This is a genomic window from Tenacibaculum sp. SSH1-16, from assembly GCF_040104435.1.
In the GTDB taxonomy this organism is placed as follows: domain Bacteria; phylum Bacteroidota; class Bacteroidia; order Flavobacteriales; family Flavobacteriaceae; genus Polaribacter; species Polaribacter mesophilus.
This window is the reverse complement of sequence record NZ_JBECOV010000001.1, coordinates 81,080-99,973: the sequence shown is the minus strand read 5'-3', so window position 1 is coordinate 99,973 and position 18,894 is coordinate 81,080. Positions and strand designations below refer to the sequence as shown.

The following is an 18,894-nucleotide window of genomic DNA, read 5'->3' as shown; positions in this document are numbered from 1 at the left end:
GAAATGGGACAAAAGACAAATCCAATAGGAAATCGTTTAGGAATTATCAGAGGATGGGAATCTAACTGGTATGGTGGAAATGACTACGGAGATAAGATTGCTGAAGATGATAAGATAAGAAAGTATTTATATGCTAGATTATCTAAAGCAAGTGTATCAAGAATTATTATTGAGCGTACCTTAAAACTTGTAACCGTTACTATCACTACTGCACGTCCAGGTATCATTATTGGTAAAGGAGGTCAAGAGGTAGACAAGTTAAAAGAAGAGCTTAAGAAAATTACTGGTAAAGAAGTTCAAATTAATATTTTCGAAATTAAGCGTCCAGAATTAGATGCAAAATTAGTTGCTGCTAGTATCGCACGTCAAATTGAAAATAGAATTTCTTACAAGCGAGCTACTAAAATGGCAATCGCTGCTGCAATGAGAATGAATGCAGAAGGAATTAAAGTTCAATTATCAGGTCGTTTAAACGGAGCTGAAATGGCACGTTCTGAGCATTACAAAGAAGGAAGAATTCCTCTTTCTACCTTCAGAGCAGACATCGATTATGCACTTGTTGAATCACATACTACATACGGAAGAATCGGTGTGAAAGTATGGATTATGAAAGGTGAGGTTTATGGAAAACGTGAATTATCTCCATTAGTTGGACTATCTAAGCAAAAAGGTAGTGGAAACAAAGGTGGTGGTAAACGTCAACCTCGCAGAAGAAAATAATTTTTAAAAGAAATTAACAATGTTACAGCCAAAAAGAGTAAAATACCGTAAGGTACAGAAGGCGAAAGGAAATATGAAAGGTAACTCTGGTAGAGGTACTCAACTTTCTAACGGAATGTTTGGTATCAAATCATTAGACCAGAACTTACTTACCTCTCGTCAAATTGAGGCAGCTCGTATTGCGGCAACTCGTTATATGAAAAGAGAGGGGCAACTTTGGATTAAGATTTTCCCAGATAAACCAATAACAAAGAAACCGTTAGAGGTACGTATGGGTAAGGGTAAAGGTGCACCAGATCACTTTGTAGCAGTTGTAAAACCAGGTAGAATTTTGTTCGAAATTGGTGGAGTACCAATGGAAGTAGCAAAAGAAGCTTTACGTTTAGCAGCGCAAAAACTTCCTGTAAAAACGAAGTTTGTAATAGCAAGAGATTTTGATTATAACGCTTAATTCTATTAGATCATGAAACAATCAGAAATTAAAGAATTATCAACAGCTGACTTACAAGAAAAGCTAGGGGCGTTGAAGAAAAATTATACTGATCTTAAGATGGCTCACGCCATAACTCCATTGGAAAACCCATTAGAGTTACGTAGCTTAAGAAAAACTGTAGCAAGAATTGCTACAGAGTTAACTAAAAGAGAATTACAATAATTCTAGTCAGTTTTAAAGATGGAAAAAAGAAATCTTAGAAAAGAGAGAATCGGTGTAGTATCTAGCAACAAAATGGAGAAATCTATCGTAGTTAGCGAGGTAAAAAGAGTAAAGCACCCAATGTACGGAAAGTTCGTATTGAAGACTAAGAAGTACGTTGCACATGACGAGAATAACGATTGCAACGAAGGTGATACTGTAAGGATCATGGAAACACGTCCTATGAGTAAATCTAAGCGTTGGAGATTAGTAGAAATCCTAGAAAGAGCTAAATAATATGTTACAGACAGAATCAAGATTAAAAGTCGCAGATAACACTGGAGCAAAAGAAGTTTTAGTGATTAGAGTTTTAGGAGGAACAAAAAAGCGTTACGCTAGCGTTGGAGATAAAATTGTAGTTTCAGTAAAATCTGCAACTCCAAACGGAACTGTAAAGAAAGGTCAAGTATCTCGTGCAGTTGTTGTTCGTACTAAGAAAGAAGTTAGACGTAAAGACGGATCATATATCAGATTTGATGATAATGCTTGTGTACTTTTAAATCCTTCAGAGGAAATGAGAGGTACTCGTGTATTCGGACCTGTGGCTCGTGAATTACGTGAGAAACAATTTATGAAAATAGTATCATTAGCACCTGAGGTGTTATAAAATCAGATTTTAAAATGAAAAAATTTAAAATTAAATCAGGAGATACTGTTAAAGTTATAGCAGGGGATCATAAAGGATCTGAAGGAAAAGTTTTACAAATCCTTAAAGATAAGGATAGAGTAGTAGTAGAAGGTGTAAATATGGTGTCTAAACACACTAAACCTAGTGCTGCTAACCCTCAAGGAGGAATTGTAAAAAAGGAAGCTCCATTACATATATCGAATGTAGCCTTAATCGAAAACGGTGAAGCTGTTAGAGTAGGGTATGATTTTGATAAGGAAAGTGGAAAAAAGTTCAGAGTTTCAAAAAAATCAGATAAAGCAATATAACAATGAGTTACGTACCAAGATTAAGAGAAGAGTACAAGAGCAGAGTTATCAAAGCTCTTACTGATGAATTTGGTTATAGCAATGTAATGCAAGTGCCTAAATTACAAAAGATAGTAGTAAGTAAAGGTGTTGGTGCAGCTATAGCAGATAAGAAATTAATAGAATACGCTATTGATGAGTTAACTACTATTACTGGTCAAAAAGCAGTACCTACAATTTCTAAGAAAGACGTTGCAAACTTCAAATTACGTAAAGGAATGCCTATTGGAGCAAAAGTTACGTTAAGAGGAGACAAAATGTACGAATTTTTAGATAGATTAGTTACAGCTTCTTTACCACGTGTAAGAGACTTTAACGGTATCAAAGCAAATGGTTTTGATGGTAGAGGTAATTACAATTTAGGAATTACTGAGCAAATCATCTACCCAGAGATTAATATTGATCAAGTGAAAAAAATTAGTGGTATGGATATTACTTTTGTAACATCAGCAAGCACTGATAAGGAAGCTAAATCATTATTAGGAGAATTAGGATTACCATTTAAAAAGAATTAATAAGATGGCTAAAGAATCAATGAAAGCGCGTGAGCGCAAAAGAGCTAAAATGGTTGCTAAATATGCAGAAAAGAGAAAAGCTTTAAAAGAAGCTGGAGACTATGAAGCATTACAAAAGTTGCCAAAAAACGCATCACCAATTAGAATGCACAATCGTTGTAAACTAACTGGACGTCCAAAAGGATATATGCGTCAGTTCGGAATTTCACGTGTTACTTTCCGTGAAATGGCTAACCAAGGATTAATTCCAGGAGTAAAGAAAGCAAGCTGGTAAGAAGCTCTTCCATACAAAATAAAGGTGTATAACTAAACAAAGTTGTACACCTTTTTGCTTAATAAAAAGGTGTAATTAATACATACTTTAATTTCATTTTAAAATTAAAATACTCTTACAGAAACGTAATATTTTGATACTAAAAATGATAATCATCAAAAAGGTTTGATTTTCAAAAAGTTTATGTATATTTGCACTCTGTTTTTATAGGGTAAATTACGCCTTGTAAGTAAATACCACTTAAATGGTATAATGCTTATGAGATTTTACTCAAAAAACAAATAAATAAGTATTAACTGGTTTCAGGTTTAGTATTTGCGTTGATAAGATAATAATGCTAAAAACCAAAACCGAAAATTAATTAACTATGTATACAGATCCAATCGCGGATTTTCTTACTCGAGTGAGAAATGCTATTGCAGCAAATCACAGAGTAGTTGAAGTTCCTGCTTCAAAGTTGAAGAAGGAAATGACGAAGATTTTGTTCGATCAAGGTTACATTTTAAGTTATCAGTTCAATGACGATAAGGTTCAAGGAACGATTAAGATAGCTTTAAAATACGATCGTGATACGAAAGAATCAGTAATCAGAAAGATTCAAAGAATTTCGACACCAGGTTTACGTAGATACGTTGGCGCTAAAGAAATGCCAAGAGTATTGAACGGATTAGGTATTGCTATTGTTTCTACATCAAAAGGTGTAATGACAAACAAAAAAGCAAGACAAGAGAACGTTGGTGGTGAAGTATTATGTTACGTTTACTAAAAAACATTTTGTAAGATGAGTAGAATAGGAAAGAATCCAATCGCATTGCCACAAGGTGTTGAAGTGAAAGTAGACGGAAATGTGGTTACAGTAAAAGGAAAATTAGGAGAGTTAACTCAAGAAATTAAGTCTGATATTACTGTAAAAGTTGAAGATGGTACCATTACTTTAGAAAGACCATCAGAAAGTAAAGATCATAGAGCAGCACATGGTTTATACCGTGCTTTAATCAATAACATGGTTGAAGGTGTTAGCAAAGGATTTACTAAAGAGTTAGAGTTAGTAGGTGTTGGTTATAGAGCATCTAACCAAGGACAAAAATTAGATTTAGCCTTAGGTTTCTCTCACAATATTGTAATAGATTTAGCTCCAGAAGTTAAGGTTGAAACAGTATCTGAAAAAGGTAAGAACCCAATCGTAAAATTAACTTCACATGACAAGCAATTAGTTGGTCAAGTTGCAGCAAAAATTCGTTCATTCCGTAAGCCAGAACCTTACAAAGGAAAAGGAATTAAGTTTGTAGGAGAAGTATTAAGAAGAAAAGCAGGTAAATCTGCATAATAAATAAGAGAAATTATTATGGCATTATCAAAGCTTGAAAGAAGACAACGAATTAAGCATAGAATTAGAAAGATTGTTACAGGTACAGCTGAAAAACCAAGGTTATCAGTTTTTAGAAGTAACAAAGAAATCTATGCTCAGTTAATTGATGACGTTGCTGGTGTTACATTAGCATCTGCATCATCAAGAGATAAAGAAATTACATCTAGTTCTAAAGCAGAAGCGGCTACAGCTGTAGGTAAAGCTATTGCTGAAAAAGCTGTAAAGGCTGGTGTTGATACTGTTGCTTTTGACCGTAACGGATATTTATACCACGGAAGAGTTAAAGTATTAGCAGACGCTGCAAGAGAAGCTGGTTTAAAATTTTAAGAAATTATATTATGTTAGGATATAAAAACGTAGAAAGAGTAAAACCAAGCGGATTAGAGCTTGTAGATAAATTAGTTGGTGTACAACGTGTTACCAAAGTAACTAAAGGAGGTAGAGCATTTGGTTTCTCTGCAATCGTAGTAGTTGGAGATGGTAATGGAGTTGTAGGTCACGGATTAGGGAAATCTAAAGATGTTTCTTCTGCAATTGCAAAAGCAGTTGAAGATGCAAAGAAAAATTTAGTACGTATTCCTATTTTAGATGGAACATTACCACACGAACAAAAAGGTAAATTTGGTGGTGCAAAAGTATTCATCAAGCCTGCTTCACACGGTACCGGGGTTATTGCCGGAGGTGCTGTACGTTTAGTATTAGAAGCTGTAGGTATTAAAGACGTATTATCAAAATCTCAAGGATCATCAAACCCTCACAACGTAGTAAAAGCAACTTTTGATGCTTTATTACAATTACGTAGTGCTGCTACAATTGCTAAGCAAAGAGGTATATCTTTAGAGAAAGTTTTTAACGGTTAAAATTTAAGACGATGAGTAAAATTAGAGTTACACAAGTAAAAAGTCAAATCGGTCGCCTTAAAAATCAAAAAAGAACGTTAGAGGCGTTAGGTTTACGTAAAATGAACCAAACTGTAGAGCATGAAGCATCAGCTACAATTTTGGGTATGGTAAGTAAAGTTTCACACTTAGTTTCTGTAGAAGAAATTAAATAAGACAATATAAAGATGAGTTTACACAACTTAAAACCAGCAGCAGGATCTACAAAAAGCGGTAAAAGAATCGCTCGTGGAGAAGGTTCTGGTCACGGAGGTACCTCTACAAGAGGACATAAAGGAGCTAAATCTCGTTCTGGTTATTCTCGTAAAATAGGATTTGAAGGAGGGCAAATGCCACTTCAAAGACGTGTACCTAAATTTGGTTTCACTAACATTAATCGTAAAGAATATGTTGGTGTAAATTTAGACAAGTTACAATCATTAGTAGATAACGGAAAGATAACAGATACAGTTAATTTAGACGTTTTAGTAGAAAACAGATTAGCTCGTAAAAACGACTTAGTTAAAATATTAGGTGGTGGAGAGTTAAAAGCTAAATTAAATATAACTGTACATAAATTTACAGCATCAGCTAAAGCAGCTATTGAAGCAGCAGGAGGTGAAGCAGTAACATTATAAGAATTGTAAATGATGAATTTTATAAATACTTTAAAAGACATTTGGAAGATTGAAGAGTTAAAAGAAAAGTTACTTTTAACCTTAGGTTTAATCGCTGTTTACCGTTTTATGGCAGCAGTTCCATTACCAGGAATTGACCCTACTCAGTTATCAGCATTAAAAGACAGTACTGACGGTGGACTTTTAGGTTTATTAAACGCATTTACAGGTGGGGCATTTGCTAGAGCGTCAGTTATGGCACTTGGTATAATGCCTTATATTTCTGCATCAATCGTGGTTCAGTTAATGGGTATTGCAGTACCGTATTTACAGAAATTACAAAAAGATGGAGAAAGTGGACGTAAGAAGATTACGCAAATAACAAGATGGCTTACGATTGCTATTACGTTGTTTCAAGCACCAACCTACATTGGAGTAATCCAAAACCAAATGGGTTTACCGCAAGAAGCATTCTTAGTAACTGGAGCAACATTTTGGGTATCATCTATCATTCTTTTAAGTGCAGGAACAATTTTTGCAATGTGGCTAGGAGAGCGTATTACTGATAAAGGAGTTGGTAATGGAATTTCATTATTAATTACCGTTGGTATTATCGCAAATTTCCCAGCAGCATTTATTCAAGAATTAGTTTCTAAGCAAACTGCAGGTGCTGGAGGAATTATGATGATTTTAATCGAATTAATAGTTTGGTTTGTAGTAATCTTGTTAACCGTATTATTAGTTACAGCAGTACGTAAAGTAGCCGTTCAATACGCACGTCGTACAGCAGTTACAAACATTAAAGATGTTGATGGCGCAAGACAGTACATTCCTTTAAAATTGAATGCAGCTGGAGTAATGCCAATTATTTTTGCACAGGCTATTATGTTTTTACCAATAGCATTAGGTCAAAAATATCCAGCATTAAACAGTTTAACTGATATTAACGGTTTATGGTATAACGTTATATTTGCTTTATTAATTATTGTCTTTAGTTACTTTTATACTGCTATTACTATTCCAACGAATAAAATGGCAGAAGACTTAAAGAGAAGTAATGGTTTTGTTCCAGGTTATAAACCAGGTGAAGAAACAGCTAACTTTTTAGATTCAGTATTGTCGAAAATTACATTACCAGGATCTATCTTCTTAGCAGCTTTATCTATTTTACCAGCAATCATTGTAAAGTTTGGAGTTACTCAAAACTGGGCAATGTTTTATGGAGGAACATCATTAATCATTATGGTAGGAGTTGCAATAGACACTATTCAGCAAATAAACTCGTATTTATTAAACAGTCGTTATGATGGTTTAATGAAAACAGGTAACAGTAACAGAAAATCATTAAAATAATATGGCTAAACAACCAGCAATTCAACAAGACGGAACTATTACAGAAGCATTATCGAATGCAATGTTTCGAGTAGAATTAGAGAACGGACATATTGTTACGGCTCACATTTCAGGAAAAATGCGTATGCATTATATAAAACTATTACCAGGAGATAAGGTAAAGTTAGAAATGAGTCCGTATGATTTATCAAAGGCAAGAATTACTTACAGATATTAAAAACACACACTGATGAAAGTAAGAGCATCATTAAAGAAAAGAAGTGCCGACTGCAAAATTGTACGCAGAAAAGGCAGATTATATGTAATTAACAAAAAGAATCCTAGATTTAAACAAAGACAAGGGTAGTTATGGCAAGAATCGCAGGTATAGATATTCCAAAGAATAAAAGAGGTGTTATCGCTTTAACTTACATCTTTGGTATAGGAAGAAGCAGAGCTAAAGAAGTTTTAGCTGCTGCTAATATAGATGAAAGTATCAAAGTTCAAGATTGGACTGATGATCAAATTGCAGCAATTCGTGAGCAAGTTGGAACTTACACTATTGAAGGTGAGTTACGTTCTGAGGTTCAATTAAGCATCAAACGTTTAATGGATATCGGATGTCAAAGAGGTATTCGTCACAGACTTGGTTTACCATTACGTGGACAAAGAACAAAGAATAACTCTCGTACAAGAAAAGGTAAGAGAAAAACTGTAGCTAACAAGAAAAAATAATCATTGATTATTTTTTACTAATAGTAAAGAATTATGGCAAAGTCTAAAGTAACAAAAAAACGTAAAGTTGTAATAGAGTCAGTTGGTGAAGCTCACGTAACTGCATCTTTCAACAATATTATTATTTCTTTAACAAACAAAAAAGGTGACGTTATTTCTTGGTCATCTGCAGGAAAAATGGGCTTCAGAGGTTCTAAAAAGAACACTCCTTACGCAGCTCAGTTAGCAGCAGAAGATTGTGCAAACGTTGCTAAAGAAGCAGGTTTACGTAAAGTAAAAGTGTATGTTAAAGGACCAGGTAACGGTAGAGAATCTGCAATCAGATCTATTCACAATTCAGGTATTGAGGTAACAGAAATTATTGATGTTACTCCGATTCCTCACAACGGATGTCGTCCACCTAAAAGAAGAAGAGTATAAGTTGAATTAATTTTCAACTTATACTTTATTTAGCGTACTTTTGTGCGTGAAAAATTAAGTATTTTAACACAGTAGGATTAAAAAGATTATCGAAGGAGTACGCCTTAATTCATAATCCCTACTAAACTAATTAGAAATGGCAAGATATACAGGACCAAAAACTAAGATTGCTCGTAAGTTTGGCGAAGCAATTTTCGGAGACGATAAAAACTTCGAAAAAAGAAATTACCCTCCAGGACAACATGGAGTAGGTAAAAGAAGAGGTAAAAAATCTGAATATGCAATCCAGTTAATGGAAAAGCAAAAAGCTAAATATACTTATGGTATTTTAGAACGTCAGTTCCGTAACCTTTTCAAAAAAGCATCAGCTTCTCAAGGAGTAACAGGTGAAATCTTATTACAATTATGTGAATCTCGTTTAGATAACGTAGTATACCGTTTAGGTGTTGCAAATTCACGTAGAGCTGCACGTCAGTTAGTATCTCACCGTCACATTACAGTTAACGGAGATATCGTTAACATTCCATCTTATAGATTAAAAGAGGGAGATGTAGTAGCAGTAAGAGAAAAATCTAAGTCGTTAGAAGCTATTGAAAATGCTTTAGCAGCTAATAGCAATGTTTACGAGTGGTTAACTTGGAATGCAGATCAAAAATCAGGAACATTTGTAAAAGCTCCAGAAAGATTACAAATTCCTGAAAACATTAAAGAGCAATTAATCGTAGAATTATACTCTAAGTAATAAATTAATCATATTGGTATTTGGCCAAAGGGTTTATTCGTATTTCTTCACACTTATAAACCGCGCAACTAAATAACAATTAAAACGAAGAAAAATAATATGGCAATTTTAAATTTTCAAAAGCCTGATAAAGTAATAATGATTGAATCTACTGATTTTTCAGGAAGATTCGAATTTAGACCTCTTGAACCAGGTTTTGGATTAACAGTTGGTAATGCATTACGAAGAGTATTATTATCATCTCTTGAAGGGTTCGCTATTACATCATTACGTATCGACGGAGTTGATCATGAGTTTTCAACTATTCAAGGTGTAGTAGAAGATGTAACAGAAATTATCTTAAACTTAAAGCAAGTACGTTTTAAGAAGCAGATTGAAGAATCAGACAGAGAAACAGTTTCTATTGCAATATCAGGACAAGAGCAATTAACAGCTGGTGACTTACAAAAGTTCATTTCAGGTTTTCAAGTACTAAATCCAGATTTAGTAATTTGTAACATGGATAAATCAGTAACGTTAAATGCTGAAATTACCATTGAAAAAGGTAGAGGTTTTGTACCAGCAGAAGAAAATAAAAGAGCTGGTGCGCCTTTAGGAACAATTTTTACAGATTCTATTTACACTCCAATAAAGAATGTAAAATATGCTGTTGAAAATTTCCGTGTAGAGCAAAAGACCGATTACGAAAAATTAGTTTTCGATATCGATACTGATGGATCTATCAATCCTAAAGATGCCTTAACAGAAGCAGCTAAGATTTTAATCCACCACTTTATGTTATTCTCTGATGAGCGTATCACTTTAGAGGCAGATGAAATTGCACAAACTGAAACTTATGATGAAGAATCATTACATATGCGTCAGTTATTAAAGACGAAACTAGTTGATATGGATTTATCAGTTCGTGCTTTAAATTGTTTAAAAGCTGCAGAAGTAGATACTTTAGGAGACTTAGTATCATTTAACAAAAGCGATTTAATGAAGTTCAGAAACTTTGGTAAAAAATCATTAACAGAATTGGATGAGTTAGTGGCTAACAAAGGTTTAAATTTCGGAATGGATTTAAGCAAATACAAATTAGATAAAGATTAACCTTTCATATTTTGCTCCTCTAAATTAGAGTAGTAGCAAGATGAGAGCTAAAACCAAATGTCATGAGACACGGAAAGAAATTTAATCACTTAGGTAGAAAAACAGCGCATAGAAAAGCGATGTTATCTAATATGGCTTGTTCTTTAATAGAGCACAAGCGAATCAATACTACTGAAGCTAAAGCGAAAGCTTTACGTAAGTTTGTTGAGCCTTTAATTACAAAATCTAAAGACGATACAACGCACAACCGTCGTGTAGTATTTAGTTACTTGCGTAGTAAAGAAGCTGTTACAGAATTATTCAAAGAAATTTCTGTAAAAGTAGCAGACAGACCAGGAGGATACGTTCGTATAATCAAATTAGGAAACCGTCAAGGAGATAACGCTCCAATGGCGATGGTTGAATTAGTTGACTACAACGAGTTATACAATCCAAAAGGAAACAAAGCTAAAAAGAGTACTCGTCGTAGCCGTCGTGGTGGAGCGAAGAAAACTGAAGCTGCAGCTGTTGAAACTCAAACTTCACAAGAAGAAGAATAAAAATGAGAATTTTTATAAATTATATCAAAGGGATAAACATTTAATGTTTGTCCCTTTTTTTATATATTTTTGCAAACAAATTACACAACACCACTAAATGAAATATAAAACACGTAAAAAAGCATTAGTTCTATTAGCAGATGGGACTATTTTCTACGGTAAATCTATTGGGATAGAAGGAACCGCAACAGGAGAAATTTGTTTTAATACAGGTATGACAGGATACCAAGAAATTTTTACAGATCCTTCTTACTTCGGACAATTAATGGTAACGACCAATGCTCATATTGGTAATTATGGAGTTAATAATGAAGAAGTAGAATCAGAAGGAATTAAAATTTCAGGCTTAATTTGTCGTAACTTCAGTTTTACACACTCTCGTGTAGATTCAGATGGGAATCTATTCAATTGGTTCGAAAAGCACAATTTAGTAGCTATTTCAGATGTTGATACACGTGCGTTAGTATCTTACATTAGAGAAAATGGAGCTATGAACGCTGTTATTTCAACTGAAATAGATAAAATAGACGAATTAAAGAAGCAATTAGCTGAAATTCCTAACATGGAAGGATTAGAATTAGCTTCTAAGGTATCAACCAAAGAACCTTATTTCGTAGGTGATGAAAATGCCCCAATAAAAATATCAGCTTTAGATATAGGTATAAAGAAAAATATTTTAAGAAACTTAGCTAAAAGAGGCGCTTATATTAAAGTGTACCCTTACAATGCTAGTTTCGAACAAATGAGTGATTTTAACCCTGATGGATACTTTATTTCTAATGGACCTGGAGACCCAGAGCCTTTAGTAGAAGCTCAAAAGACAGCCAAAGAAATAATAGAAAAAGATTTGCCTTTATTTGGAATCTGTTTAGGGCACCAAGTAATTGCATTAGCTAATGGAATTTCTACTTATAAAATGCATAATGGTCATAGAGGTATTAATCATCCTGTTAAAAATTTATTGACAGGAAAAGGAGAAATTACTTCCCAAAATCATGGTTTTGCTATTAATAGAGAAGAAACAGAATCGCATCCAGATGTGGAAATAACACATGTACATTTAAACGATAATACCGTAGCAGGTATTAGAATGAAGTCTAAAAATGTATTTTCTGTACAATACCATCCAGAAGCTAGTCCTGGACCGCATGACGCTGAATACTTATTTGATCAGTTCATTGAGAACATTAAAAAAGTAAAAGCATAAATTTTTAAAAAGTATAATAAATAAATTCCCGTGAATTAACAATCACGGGAATCTATATTAAAAGTAAATAACTATGAGTATCATAATAAACATTCATGCACGTCAAATTTTTGATTCAAGAGGAAATCCAACAGTGGAAGTAGATGTAACTACAGAAAATGGAATCGTAGGTAGAGCAGCAGTACCATCTGGTGCTTCTACAGGTGAACACGAAGCTGTTGAATTACGTGATGGAGGTGACAATTATATGGGTAAAGGTGTTTTAAAAGCGGTTGAAAATGTTAACACAGTTATTGCCCAAGAGTTATTAGGAGTATCTGTATTTGAGCAAAACATGATCGATCAATTGATGATTGATTTAGATGGAACTCCGAACAAATCAGTTTTAGGAGCGAATGCTATTTTAGGTGTTTCTTTAGCAGCAGCAAAAGCAGCAGCAAATGAATTAGGATTACCATTATATCGTTATGTAGGCGGAGTTTCAGCAAATACTTTACCTGTTCCTATGATGAATATCATTAATGGAGGTTCACATTCAGATGCACCAATTGCATTCCAAGAATTTATGGTTATGCCAGTAAAAGCTCAAAACTTTACAGAAGCAATGCAAGTAGGGTCTGAAATATTTCACAACTTAAAGAAAGTATTGCATGATCGTAATTTATCTACAGCAGTAGGTGATGAAGGTGGATTTGCTCCAACGCTTGAAGGAACAGAAGACGCTATTGAAACAATTGCCTTAGCAACCAAGAATGCTGGATACAAATTTGGAGAAGAAGTGATGATTGCATTAGATTGTGCTTCAGCTGAGTTTTATATAGATGGACAGTATGATTATACTAAGTTTGAAGGAGATAAAGGTGCTGTAAGAACTTCAGAAGAACAAGCTACTTATTTAGCTGAATTATGTGAAAAATACCCTATTATATCTATTGAAGATGGAATGGATGAGAACGATTGGGATGGATGGAAGATGTTAACAGAAAAAGTAGGAGATAGAGTTCAGTTAGTTGGAGATGATTTATTTGTAACAAACGTTGAGCGTTTATCAAAAGGAATTGAGAATGGAATTGCAAATTCAATCTTAATTAAAGTAAATCAAATAGGTACATTAACAGAAACAATTGCAGCGGTAAACATGGCGCATAATGCAGGATATACTTCTGTAATGAGTCATCGTTCTGGAGAAACTGAAGATAATACCATTGCAGATTTAGCTGTAGCATTAAACTGTGGACAAATCAAAACAGGTTCTGCTTCACGTTCTGATCGTATGGCAAAATACAATCAATTATTACGTATTGAAGAACAATTGGCAGATGTAGCTTATTATCCGAAAGAAAAAGCGTTTAAAATAAAATAATTTTTTAATAAACTTTAAAGCCCGTACTTAAGTACGGGCTTTTTTAGTTAAGTATAGTATTGTTTTTTGATAAATAGTTTAAATATAAGAAGTAAAAGTAGGGTAAAACACTTCTAACTTTTTATATAGTTGTTTATGAACTAAAAAAATAATTATGAAAAAATCATTCCTGCTTATTTGTAGCTTATTTGTTGCAACAGTATTTTCTCAAGAACAACTAACGCAGCGTGTTTGGAGAGTAAATTTTTTAAACCCAGGGATTGAATATGAAATGCCTATTGGAAATAACTCAACTCTTTCTATAGGGGTAGGAATAGGATATAGTGGAAGTTATCCACACTCTTCAGCTTCTGGTGTAGATACAGGGTTAGTATATGCCATAAACCCTTTTTTAGACCTGCAACAGAGATGGTTTTATAATTTTGATAAACGTAAAACTAAAGGTTTGAATATAACCAACAATTCAGCAAATTTTATATCAGCTCGTATTTTAACAAGAGGTAAAACTCTTTTTGGAGATGATGTAGTAACTGATAATTTAGATTTTGCTGTCGGACCTACTTGGGGTATCCAACGTAAATATGGTAAAAACTTTCACTTTTTATTTGATATGGGACCTATTTATTATTTTGATGTAAATGGAGGTCATGGTTTTTTCCCCTTAATGTTACAACTAAATTTAGGGTTTGATTTATAGAAATATGAAATACTTATACATATTACTTGCTGTTATTGTAATTACGTCTTGTAATTTGGTAAAATACACTCATTCTGGAGATGTAAATTCACGATTAGATTTCAGAAAAGGAAAGTGGTTGTTAAATGATGTTACTTCTTTTAAAAACATTAGAAAAGATGGCTTAACTGAAATGGCAAATGAACGATTTTCTGAACTTATAGGTAATAGACTTTTGGTAGTTAGCAACATGAAAGGACTATTAATTCCTAGTAATATTTCACCTAGTCTTGATAAATCTATTTTAAAAGATATAAAATACGGCACAGGTTATGATTACTTTATTGATATTAGAACTAAAAATATATCCAATGAAGTAGGTGTTTTAGGGGCAAGTAACTTTCTAACTGATCCTTCAAAAAACATAGGTGAGGTGACACTTAGTATCTACGATTTAAACATATTTAAAATAATATACAGTCAAACAGTAGTTGGTAAATTAGTTGTTTCTGAAAAAGATAATGATTATGCGCTTTCAAAAAACTCAAACCTTATTATTCATAGTGCTTTGAAAAGAATTATGAAGAAGATAAAGAAAAACCAAATCAAGGCTAAATAGTATAAAAAACAAAGGCTGTTTTAAGTTATAAAACAGCCTTTGAAATTCAATTCAATTCGTTTATTTTAGTCGATTATATTTTAATTTAAGTTTAAGAATTCTTCTTCAGAAATTTCTCCTGAAGCAATTTTTTGTAACTCTTCTAAGTGTGCTACAATATGCTCGTGCTGACTTTGTTCGATAGTAGCAGGTTTAACTAATTCTAACTTTAATCTACCATCTTTTACATAATAATCATAGTAGTAAAAAAAGTTTGCATCAAAGTTTCTGTTAGAATAGGTACCGTTATCTCCTAATAAGTAACCTAATCTAAAAGCAGATCTTCTTTGTGCAGCTGTACCATGAGAACTTCCATTAGGACCAGCTAATGTTTGTGAGAAGTTGTAAGCACCCGCTGCAGTATTCCAATCACTAGTATAAGTTCTACGGATAAAATATCCTCCAAAACCATCAGCTTCTAATTCAGTAGCACTAACATGATTGCCGCTAGGAATGGTATTGTCTCTAAACTGTACTTGATGTGCCATTTCATGAGCAGCAACATAAGCAATAGCAACATTACCATAATTTAAAGCACTAGCTAGCAATTCTTCTCCCCATACTACATAACCATTAGAATAAGAAAGAGCATTGAAAGTTCCGTCTCCACCTGCTAAGTATAAAGGTACATTACCCATTCCAAAAAAACTCGCAGCTTCGTTGTGTTCAGTTTTTAAAAAATTGGTGGTAGATTGGTTAACTATATAATCAGCCCAATAAGAGTTTGGACCAAAACCGTCAACAGTGTAACACTCAGCATTGTTAATTTCTAGCATGCTTGGAGAGTTAATCCCCATAGGGGCGTTGTCGCTTGTTAAATTATTGTCTTCTTTGGTACATTGTACGGCAAGAATTGATATGCATAATAATGCAATAATAAATTTAATTTTTTTCATTGTGAAAGGGTTTTTATGAATTGAATTAATTTTTTCTAAAAATATATGTTGTTTTGTTAACGGAGTTAAATAAAAGATATTGTGTATTTAATTTGTTATCAAGAAAAAAATACACACTCTAAAAGAATACGGAATTTGGTATGCTTAAATAAGTTTGTAAGGTCTGAAAAAATAAGAGAATTAAGATTAAATCAATTTTATAAGAGAAATTAATTGTGTCTTTCTTCTAGGTAAGGCGTTGTATTATAAGTAAGATTAGATTTGTTTTTTTTAATAAAATAAACTGATTTTTACATATTAAAAATCTATCAATTCTAACTTTTAAAATAATTCAAAAAATGGTATCTTCGCAACTCACTTCAATCATAAAAAATTATAGTAAAAAATGTCAGATATAGCAAAATTACAAATTGGCGAAAATACGTATGAGTTTCCTTTAATAAAAGGAACAGAAAATGAAACTGCAATTGATATTAAAGCCTTAAGAGGAGCCACGGGTGGAGTTATAACTATTGACCCAGGATACAAGAATACAGGTTCATGCCAAAGTGCTATAACATTTTTAAACGGTGAAGAAGGTATCTTAAGATACCGTGGATATTCAATTGAAGAATTGGCAGAAAAAGCAGATTTCTTAGAAGTGGCTTATGCGTTAATTTTTGGAGAATTACCAACTAAAGAACAATTAGATAAATTTTATGGAGACATCTTAGATGAAGCTATTGTTGATGATGACATCAAAAAAATTATTGATGCCTTTCCAAAGAATGCACATCCAATGGGGGTATTATCGTCGTTAACGTCTGCATTAACAGCTTTTAATCCATCTTCTGTTAATGTTGACTCAGAAGAAGATATGTATAAAGCTATTGTTAAAATAATGGGGAAATTCCCAGTATTGGTAGCTTGGACTTTACGTAAGAAACAAGGATTGCCATTAAATTACGGTTCACGTAAGTTAGGTTATGTTGAGAATATTTTAACAATGATGTTTCAAAAACCTAATGACGAGTATGAATTAAATCCAATAGTTAAAGATGCCCTAGATAAGTTATTAATCTTACATGCAGACCATGAACAAAACTGCTCTACATCTACAGTACGTATTGTAGGTTCTTCTCATGCAGGGTTATTTGCATCGCTATCAGCAGGAATTTCAGCTTTATGGGGACCTTTACATGGTGGAGCAAATCAAGCAGTACTTGAAATGTTAGAAGCAATTAAAGAAGATGGGGGAGATACTAAAAAGTACATGGCAAAAGCTAAAGATAAAAATGATCCTTTCCGTTTAATGGGATTCGGACATCGTGTATATAAAAACTTCGACCCGAGAGCAAGAATCATCAAAAAAGCTGCTGATGAAGTGTTAAACGACTTAGGAGTTGAAGACCCAATTTTAGATATAGCAAAAGGATTAGAGCAAGAAGCATTAAATGACCCATATTTTGTAGATAGAAAACTATATCCAAATGTAGATTTCTATTCAGGAATAATATATAGAGCTATGGGGATTCCTGTAGAAATGTTTACAGTAATGTTTGCTCTAGGGCGCTTGCCAGGATGGATTGCTCAATGGAGAGAAATGCGTTTAAACAAAGAACCAATTGGTCGTCCACGTCAAGTTTACGTTGGAGAGAACTTAAGGGAATTCGTAGAATTAGACAAGAGATAAACTATTTAAAAAGTGTCATTTAAAATAATTAAATGGCATTTTTTATGTAAAATAACTCATGATGAAAGAAATTAAAATTATCAAAAACAGATCAGACATTGGAGCAGGAACTCGTGGGTCTGACATGGGAGTAGATGCGATTGAAATTGCAGCGATAAATAAAAAAAGTAATTATTTCGATTCTTTTGATTTTGAAGATGTAATCACTGAAAACGAATCTATTTATAATAAGGTAAATAATTCGTTTGCAAAACGAATTGATAGCGTTTTTAATCAATGTAAACGATTAAGTAACCACGTGAAAGTAAATTTACAAGAAGGGAAGTTTCCTATAGTTTTGTCTGGAGACCATTCTTCAGCGTTAGGAACTATCAGTGGAATAAAAGCAGCTAACCCTAATAAAAGAGTAGGGGTAGTTTGGATTGATGCTCATGGAGATTTACATTCTCCTTATACATCACCATCAGGAAATATTCACGGAATGCCTTTATCTGCCGCTATTTCAGATGATAATTTAGACTGCCAAATTAATGATGTAGACAGAGAAACATCAGAGTTGTGGGAACGTATGAAAAACATAGGTACTCCAGGGCAAAAAGTTTTACCTGAAGACATCATTTTCTTTGGTGTTCGTGATACAGAAGAACCAGAAGACAAACAAATGGAAAAATATGGTATTAAAAACTATATGGTTGCTGAAGTTCGTTACCGTGGATTAGATGTTTGTGTAAACGAAGCTTTAGATAAATTATCTGTTTGTGATGTAATATATGTGTCGTTTGATGTAGATTCAATGGATTGTGATATGATATCTTATGGTACAGGAACACCAGTACCTAAAGGATTTGATCAACATGAAATCATTGATATAATTAACGGATTGTTAGCAAGTAATAAAGTAGCTTGTTTGGAGTTTGTTGAAGTAAACCCATTACTAGACTTTAAAGGAAATAAAATGGCTGAAACGGCGTTTGAAGTTCTTGAAGAAGTAACTAAAAAGGTAAAGAGTTTATAGTATTATAATAATTTTTGTAAAAAGCGAACTTTTAAAAGTTCGCTTTTTTATTTTTATAGAGGTCGTTTTAGAAAAAATAAACGTTTATATTTGTTGCAGTAAACTTTAGGAGTAGCTAGTTCGCTAGTTTGAGAAAGATCCTTTGAACCTGATATGGTTAACACCAGCGTAGGGAAAAGTTATAAAATCTTATTTAGGTATTGTTCATAATAAAACAATTCTGAATTTCTTCTACAGTTTACTTTAAATATATGTTAGTATGATAACGATAAAAGTAAACAATAATCAACAAGAGTTTTTAAGCCCATTAGTATTGCAAGAATTAGTAGATAAACTACAAATTAAAACCAATGGAATTGCTATTGCTGTTAACAGTAGTGTGGTAAAAAAAACAGATTGGTCTTCAAAACTACTCCAAAACAATGATGAAGTTTTAATCATTAAATCTACACAAGGAGGATAATATTTTCAGCAAACAAAATTCAAATTATAAACAAACAACCTT

At 33.1% G+C, this 18,894-nt stretch carries 30 protein-coding genes and 1 riboswitch; of the genes, 29 read left to right on the top strand and 1 reads right to left on the bottom strand.

Going from position 1 to position 18,894, the window contains the following annotated elements:
* Positions 1-3: 3 nt before the first annotated feature.
* From rpsC to ABMY20_RS00465, 26 genes are all read left to right on the top strand, one after another.
* Positions 4-720, top strand: a complete 717-nt coding sequence (rpsC, locus tag ABMY20_RS00590; protein WP_047789831.1) for a 30S ribosomal protein S3 — start codon at positions 4-6, stop codon at positions 718-720.
* Positions 721-739: 19 nt separating this feature from the next.
* Positions 740-1,171 (top strand): 50S ribosomal protein L16, encoded by a 432-nt coding sequence (gene rplP / locus ABMY20_RS00585; protein ID WP_047789830.1) that lies wholly within the window; start codon positions 740-742, stop codon positions 1,169-1,171.
* A 12-nt stretch (positions 1,172-1,183) separates the two neighbouring features.
* Positions 1,184-1,375: a 50S ribosomal protein L29 gene (gene rpmC, locus ABMY20_RS00580; RefSeq protein WP_028890733.1), complete on the top strand. Its 192-nt coding sequence runs from the start codon at positions 1,184-1,186 to the stop codon at positions 1,373-1,375.
* 18 nt (positions 1,376-1,393) lie between these two features.
* Complete coding sequence (rpsQ, locus tag ABMY20_RS00575; RefSeq protein ID WP_028890734.1) at positions 1,394-1,651, top strand: 30S ribosomal protein S17; 258 nt, start codon at positions 1,394-1,396, stop codon at positions 1,649-1,651.
* Position 1,652: 1 nt separating this feature from the next.
* Positions 1,653-2,021 carry a 50S ribosomal protein L14 gene (gene rplN, locus ABMY20_RS00570; RefSeq protein ID WP_047789829.1) on the top strand — a complete coding sequence of 123 codons (369 nt, stop codon included), beginning with the start codon at positions 1,653-1,655 and terminating at the stop codon, positions 2,019-2,021.
* 14 nt (positions 2,022-2,035) lie between these two features.
* Positions 2,036-2,350, top strand: coding sequence for a 50S ribosomal protein L24 (gene rplX / locus ABMY20_RS00565; protein WP_047789828.1), 315 nt, complete (start codon positions 2,036-2,038; stop codon positions 2,348-2,350).
* A gap of 2 nt (positions 2,351-2,352) precedes the next feature.
* Complete coding sequence (rplE, locus tag ABMY20_RS00560; RefSeq protein ID WP_047789827.1) at positions 2,353-2,904, top strand: 50S ribosomal protein L5; 552 nt, start codon at positions 2,353-2,355, stop codon at positions 2,902-2,904.
* Between the two features lie 4 nt (positions 2,905-2,908).
* Complete coding sequence (rpsN, locus tag ABMY20_RS00555; RefSeq protein WP_028890738.1) at positions 2,909-3,178, top strand: 30S ribosomal protein S14; 270 nt, start codon at positions 2,909-2,911, stop codon at positions 3,176-3,178.
* Between the two features lie 367 nt (positions 3,179-3,545).
* A complete protein-coding gene (gene rpsH, locus ABMY20_RS00550; RefSeq protein ID WP_047789826.1) occupies positions 3,546-3,944 on the top strand; it encodes a 30S ribosomal protein S8 in 399 nt (132 codons plus the stop codon).
* A gap of 15 nt (positions 3,945-3,959) precedes the next feature.
* Positions 3,960-4,505 (top strand): 50S ribosomal protein L6, encoded by a 546-nt coding sequence (rplF, locus tag ABMY20_RS00545; protein WP_047789825.1) that lies wholly within the window; start codon positions 3,960-3,962, stop codon positions 4,503-4,505.
* 18 nt (positions 4,506-4,523) lie between these two features.
* The gene (gene rplR / locus ABMY20_RS00540; RefSeq protein WP_047789824.1) at positions 4,524-4,874 is read left to right on the top strand and encodes a 50S ribosomal protein L18; all 351 of its coding nucleotides are present in this window, start codon (positions 4,524-4,526) and stop codon (positions 4,872-4,874) included.
* Positions 4,875-4,882: 8 nt separating this feature from the next.
* The gene (rpsE, locus tag ABMY20_RS00535; RefSeq protein WP_125064354.1) at positions 4,883-5,407 is read left to right on the top strand and encodes a 30S ribosomal protein S5; all 525 of its coding nucleotides are present in this window, start codon (positions 4,883-4,885) and stop codon (positions 5,405-5,407) included.
* An 11-nt stretch (positions 5,408-5,418) separates the two neighbouring features.
* Complete coding sequence (rpmD, locus tag ABMY20_RS00530; RefSeq protein ID WP_047789822.1) at positions 5,419-5,601, top strand: 50S ribosomal protein L30; 183 nt, start codon at positions 5,419-5,421, stop codon at positions 5,599-5,601.
* 12 nt (positions 5,602-5,613) lie between these two features.
* Positions 5,614-6,063 (top strand): 50S ribosomal protein L15, encoded by a 450-nt coding sequence (gene rplO / locus ABMY20_RS00525; protein WP_047789821.1) that lies wholly within the window; start codon positions 5,614-5,616, stop codon positions 6,061-6,063.
* A gap of 12 nt (positions 6,064-6,075) precedes the next feature.
* Positions 6,076-7,395 carry a preprotein translocase subunit SecY gene (secY, locus tag ABMY20_RS00520; protein ID WP_047789820.1) on the top strand — a complete coding sequence of 440 codons (1,320 nt, stop codon included), beginning with the start codon at positions 6,076-6,078 and terminating at the stop codon, positions 7,393-7,395.
* Between the two features lies 1 nt (position 7,396).
* Positions 7,397-7,612, top strand: a complete 216-nt coding sequence (gene infA / locus ABMY20_RS00515) for a translation initiation factor IF-1 (protein ID WP_024740627.1) — start codon at positions 7,397-7,399, stop codon at positions 7,610-7,612.
* Positions 7,613-7,624: 12 nt separating this feature from the next.
* The gene (gene ykgO / locus ABMY20_RS00510; RefSeq protein WP_010181906.1) at positions 7,625-7,741 is read left to right on the top strand and encodes a type B 50S ribosomal protein L36; all 117 of its coding nucleotides are present in this window, start codon (positions 7,625-7,627) and stop codon (positions 7,739-7,741) included.
* A gap of 2 nt (positions 7,742-7,743) precedes the next feature.
* The gene (rpsM, locus tag ABMY20_RS00505; protein WP_047789819.1) at positions 7,744-8,109 is read left to right on the top strand and encodes a 30S ribosomal protein S13; all 366 of its coding nucleotides are present in this window, start codon (positions 7,744-7,746) and stop codon (positions 8,107-8,109) included.
* A 33-nt stretch (positions 8,110-8,142) separates the two neighbouring features.
* A complete protein-coding gene (gene rpsK / locus ABMY20_RS00500) occupies positions 8,143-8,529 on the top strand; it encodes a 30S ribosomal protein S11 (RefSeq protein ID WP_047789818.1) in 387 nt (128 codons plus the stop codon).
* 136 nt (positions 8,530-8,665) lie between these two features.
* Entirely contained in the window at positions 8,666-9,271 is a 606-nt protein-coding gene (rpsD, locus tag ABMY20_RS00495) for a 30S ribosomal protein S4 (protein ID WP_047789817.1), read from the top strand.
* A gap of 99 nt (positions 9,272-9,370) precedes the next feature.
* Positions 9,371-10,363: a DNA-directed RNA polymerase subunit alpha gene (locus ABMY20_RS00490; protein ID WP_047789816.1), complete on the top strand. Its 993-nt coding sequence runs from the start codon at positions 9,371-9,373 to the stop codon at positions 10,361-10,363.
* A gap of 62 nt (positions 10,364-10,425) precedes the next feature.
* On the top strand, positions 10,426-10,902 hold the full coding sequence (rplQ, locus tag ABMY20_RS00485) for a 50S ribosomal protein L17 (protein WP_047789815.1): 477 nt from the start codon (positions 10,426-10,428) through the stop codon (positions 10,900-10,902).
* A 97-nt stretch (positions 10,903-10,999) separates the two neighbouring features.
* Entirely contained in the window at positions 11,000-12,109 is a 1,110-nt protein-coding gene (gene carA, locus ABMY20_RS00480) for a glutamine-hydrolyzing carbamoyl-phosphate synthase small subunit (protein WP_349264358.1), read from the top strand.
* A 73-nt stretch (positions 12,110-12,182) separates the two neighbouring features.
* Complete coding sequence (gene eno / locus ABMY20_RS00475; RefSeq protein WP_159490047.1) at positions 12,183-13,472, top strand: phosphopyruvate hydratase; 1,290 nt, start codon at positions 12,183-12,185, stop codon at positions 13,470-13,472.
* Positions 13,473-13,626: 154 nt separating this feature from the next.
* Complete coding sequence (locus tag ABMY20_RS00470) at positions 13,627-14,169, top strand: hypothetical protein (protein WP_349264357.1); 543 nt, start codon at positions 13,627-13,629, stop codon at positions 14,167-14,169.
* Positions 14,170-14,173: 4 nt separating this feature from the next.
* On the top strand, positions 14,174-14,767 hold the full coding sequence (locus ABMY20_RS00465) for a hypothetical protein (protein ID WP_349264356.1): 594 nt from the start codon (positions 14,174-14,176) through the stop codon (positions 14,765-14,767).
* Positions 14,768-14,847: 80 nt separating this feature from the next.
* Here the strand turns inward: ABMY20_RS00465 and ABMY20_RS00460 are convergent, their stop codons facing one another.
* Complete coding sequence (locus ABMY20_RS00460) at positions 14,848-15,702, bottom strand: hypothetical protein (RefSeq protein WP_159490049.1); 855 nt, start codon at positions 15,700-15,702, stop codon at positions 14,848-14,850.
* A gap of 385 nt (positions 15,703-16,087) precedes the next feature.
* Here ABMY20_RS00460 and ABMY20_RS00455 point away from each other — a divergent pair, with 385 nt between their 5' ends.
* The 3 genes from ABMY20_RS00455 (at position 16,088) to thiS (ending at position 18,852) form a co-directional block, all read left to right on the top strand.
* Positions 16,088-17,374, top strand: a complete 1,287-nt coding sequence (locus ABMY20_RS00455; protein ID WP_073181419.1) for a citrate synthase — start codon at positions 16,088-16,090, stop codon at positions 17,372-17,374.
* A gap of 61 nt (positions 17,375-17,435) precedes the next feature.
* Complete coding sequence (locus ABMY20_RS00450) at positions 17,436-18,389, top strand: arginase (RefSeq protein ID WP_231128385.1); 954 nt, start codon at positions 17,436-17,438, stop codon at positions 18,387-18,389.
* A gap of 97 nt (positions 18,390-18,486) precedes the next feature.
* A riboswitch (TPP riboswitch) is annotated at positions 18,487-18,581 on the top strand.
* Positions 18,582-18,648: 67 nt separating this feature from the next.
* The gene (gene thiS / locus ABMY20_RS00445; protein ID WP_047789808.1) at positions 18,649-18,852 is read left to right on the top strand and encodes a sulfur carrier protein ThiS; all 204 of its coding nucleotides are present in this window, start codon (positions 18,649-18,651) and stop codon (positions 18,850-18,852) included.
* Positions 18,853-18,894: the final 42 nt, after the last annotated feature.

Coding starts and splice junctions, on each gene's coding strand:
- thiS (WP_047789808.1), top strand. CDS start 18,649: ATGATAACGATAAAAGTAAACAATAATCAACAAGAGTTTTTAAGCCCA.
- rpsM (WP_047789819.1), top strand. CDS start 7,744: ATGGCAAGAATCGCAGGTATAGATATTCCAAAGAATAAAAGAGGTGTT.
- rpsQ (WP_028890734.1), top strand. CDS start 1,394: ATGGAAAAAAGAAATCTTAGAAAAGAGAGAATCGGTGTAGTATCTAGC.
- rplN (WP_047789829.1), top strand. CDS start 1,653: ATGTTACAGACAGAATCAAGATTAAAAGTCGCAGATAACACTGGAGCA.
- rplQ (WP_047789815.1), top strand. CDS start 10,426: ATGAGACACGGAAAGAAATTTAATCACTTAGGTAGAAAAACAGCGCAT.
- ABMY20_RS00465 (WP_349264356.1), top strand. CDS start 14,174: ATGAAATACTTATACATATTACTTGCTGTTATTGTAATTACGTCTTGT.
- ABMY20_RS00455 (WP_073181419.1), top strand. CDS start 16,088: ATGTCAGATATAGCAAAATTACAAATTGGCGAAAATACGTATGAGTTT.
- carA (WP_349264358.1), top strand. CDS start 11,000: ATGAAATATAAAACACGTAAAAAAGCATTAGTTCTATTAGCAGATGGG.
- rplF (WP_047789825.1), top strand. CDS start 3,960: ATGAGTAGAATAGGAAAGAATCCAATCGCATTGCCACAAGGTGTTGAA.
- rplR (WP_047789824.1), top strand. CDS start 4,524: ATGGCATTATCAAAGCTTGAAAGAAGACAACGAATTAAGCATAGAATT.
- ABMY20_RS00490 (WP_047789816.1), top strand. CDS start 9,371: ATGGCAATTTTAAATTTTCAAAAGCCTGATAAAGTAATAATGATTGAA.
- rpsC (WP_047789831.1), top strand. CDS start 4: ATGGGACAAAAGACAAATCCAATAGGAAATCGTTTAGGAATTATCAGA.
- rpsD (WP_047789817.1), top strand. CDS start 8,666: ATGGCAAGATATACAGGACCAAAAACTAAGATTGCTCGTAAGTTTGGC.
- rplE (WP_047789827.1), top strand. CDS start 2,353: ATGAGTTACGTACCAAGATTAAGAGAAGAGTACAAGAGCAGAGTTATC.
- ABMY20_RS00460 (WP_159490049.1), bottom strand. CDS start 15,702: ATGAAAAAAATTAAATTTATTATTGCATTATTATGCATATCAATTCTT.
- rpsK (WP_047789818.1), top strand. CDS start 8,143: ATGGCAAAGTCTAAAGTAACAAAAAAACGTAAAGTTGTAATAGAGTCA.
- secY (WP_047789820.1), top strand. CDS start 6,076: ATGAATTTTATAAATACTTTAAAAGACATTTGGAAGATTGAAGAGTTA.
- rpmC (WP_028890733.1), top strand. CDS start 1,184: ATGAAACAATCAGAAATTAAAGAATTATCAACAGCTGACTTACAAGAA.
- infA (WP_024740627.1), top strand. CDS start 7,397: ATGGCTAAACAACCAGCAATTCAACAAGACGGAACTATTACAGAAGCA.
- ABMY20_RS00450 (WP_231128385.1), top strand. CDS start 17,436: ATGAAAGAAATTAAAATTATCAAAAACAGATCAGACATTGGAGCAGGA.
- ABMY20_RS00470 (WP_349264357.1), top strand. CDS start 13,627: ATGAAAAAATCATTCCTGCTTATTTGTAGCTTATTTGTTGCAACAGTA.
- rplO (WP_047789821.1), top strand. CDS start 5,614: ATGAGTTTACACAACTTAAAACCAGCAGCAGGATCTACAAAAAGCGGT.
- rpsN (WP_028890738.1), top strand. CDS start 2,909: ATGGCTAAAGAATCAATGAAAGCGCGTGAGCGCAAAAGAGCTAAAATG.
- rpsH (WP_047789826.1), top strand. CDS start 3,546: ATGTATACAGATCCAATCGCGGATTTTCTTACTCGAGTGAGAAATGCT.
- rplX (WP_047789828.1), top strand. CDS start 2,036: ATGAAAAAATTTAAAATTAAATCAGGAGATACTGTTAAAGTTATAGCA.
- rplP (WP_047789830.1), top strand. CDS start 740: ATGTTACAGCCAAAAAGAGTAAAATACCGTAAGGTACAGAAGGCGAAA.
- rpmD (WP_047789822.1), top strand. CDS start 5,419: ATGAGTAAAATTAGAGTTACACAAGTAAAAAGTCAAATCGGTCGCCTT.
- ykgO (WP_010181906.1), top strand. CDS start 7,625: ATGAAAGTAAGAGCATCATTAAAGAAAAGAAGTGCCGACTGCAAAATT.
- eno (WP_159490047.1), top strand. CDS start 12,183: ATGAGTATCATAATAAACATTCATGCACGTCAAATTTTTGATTCAAGA.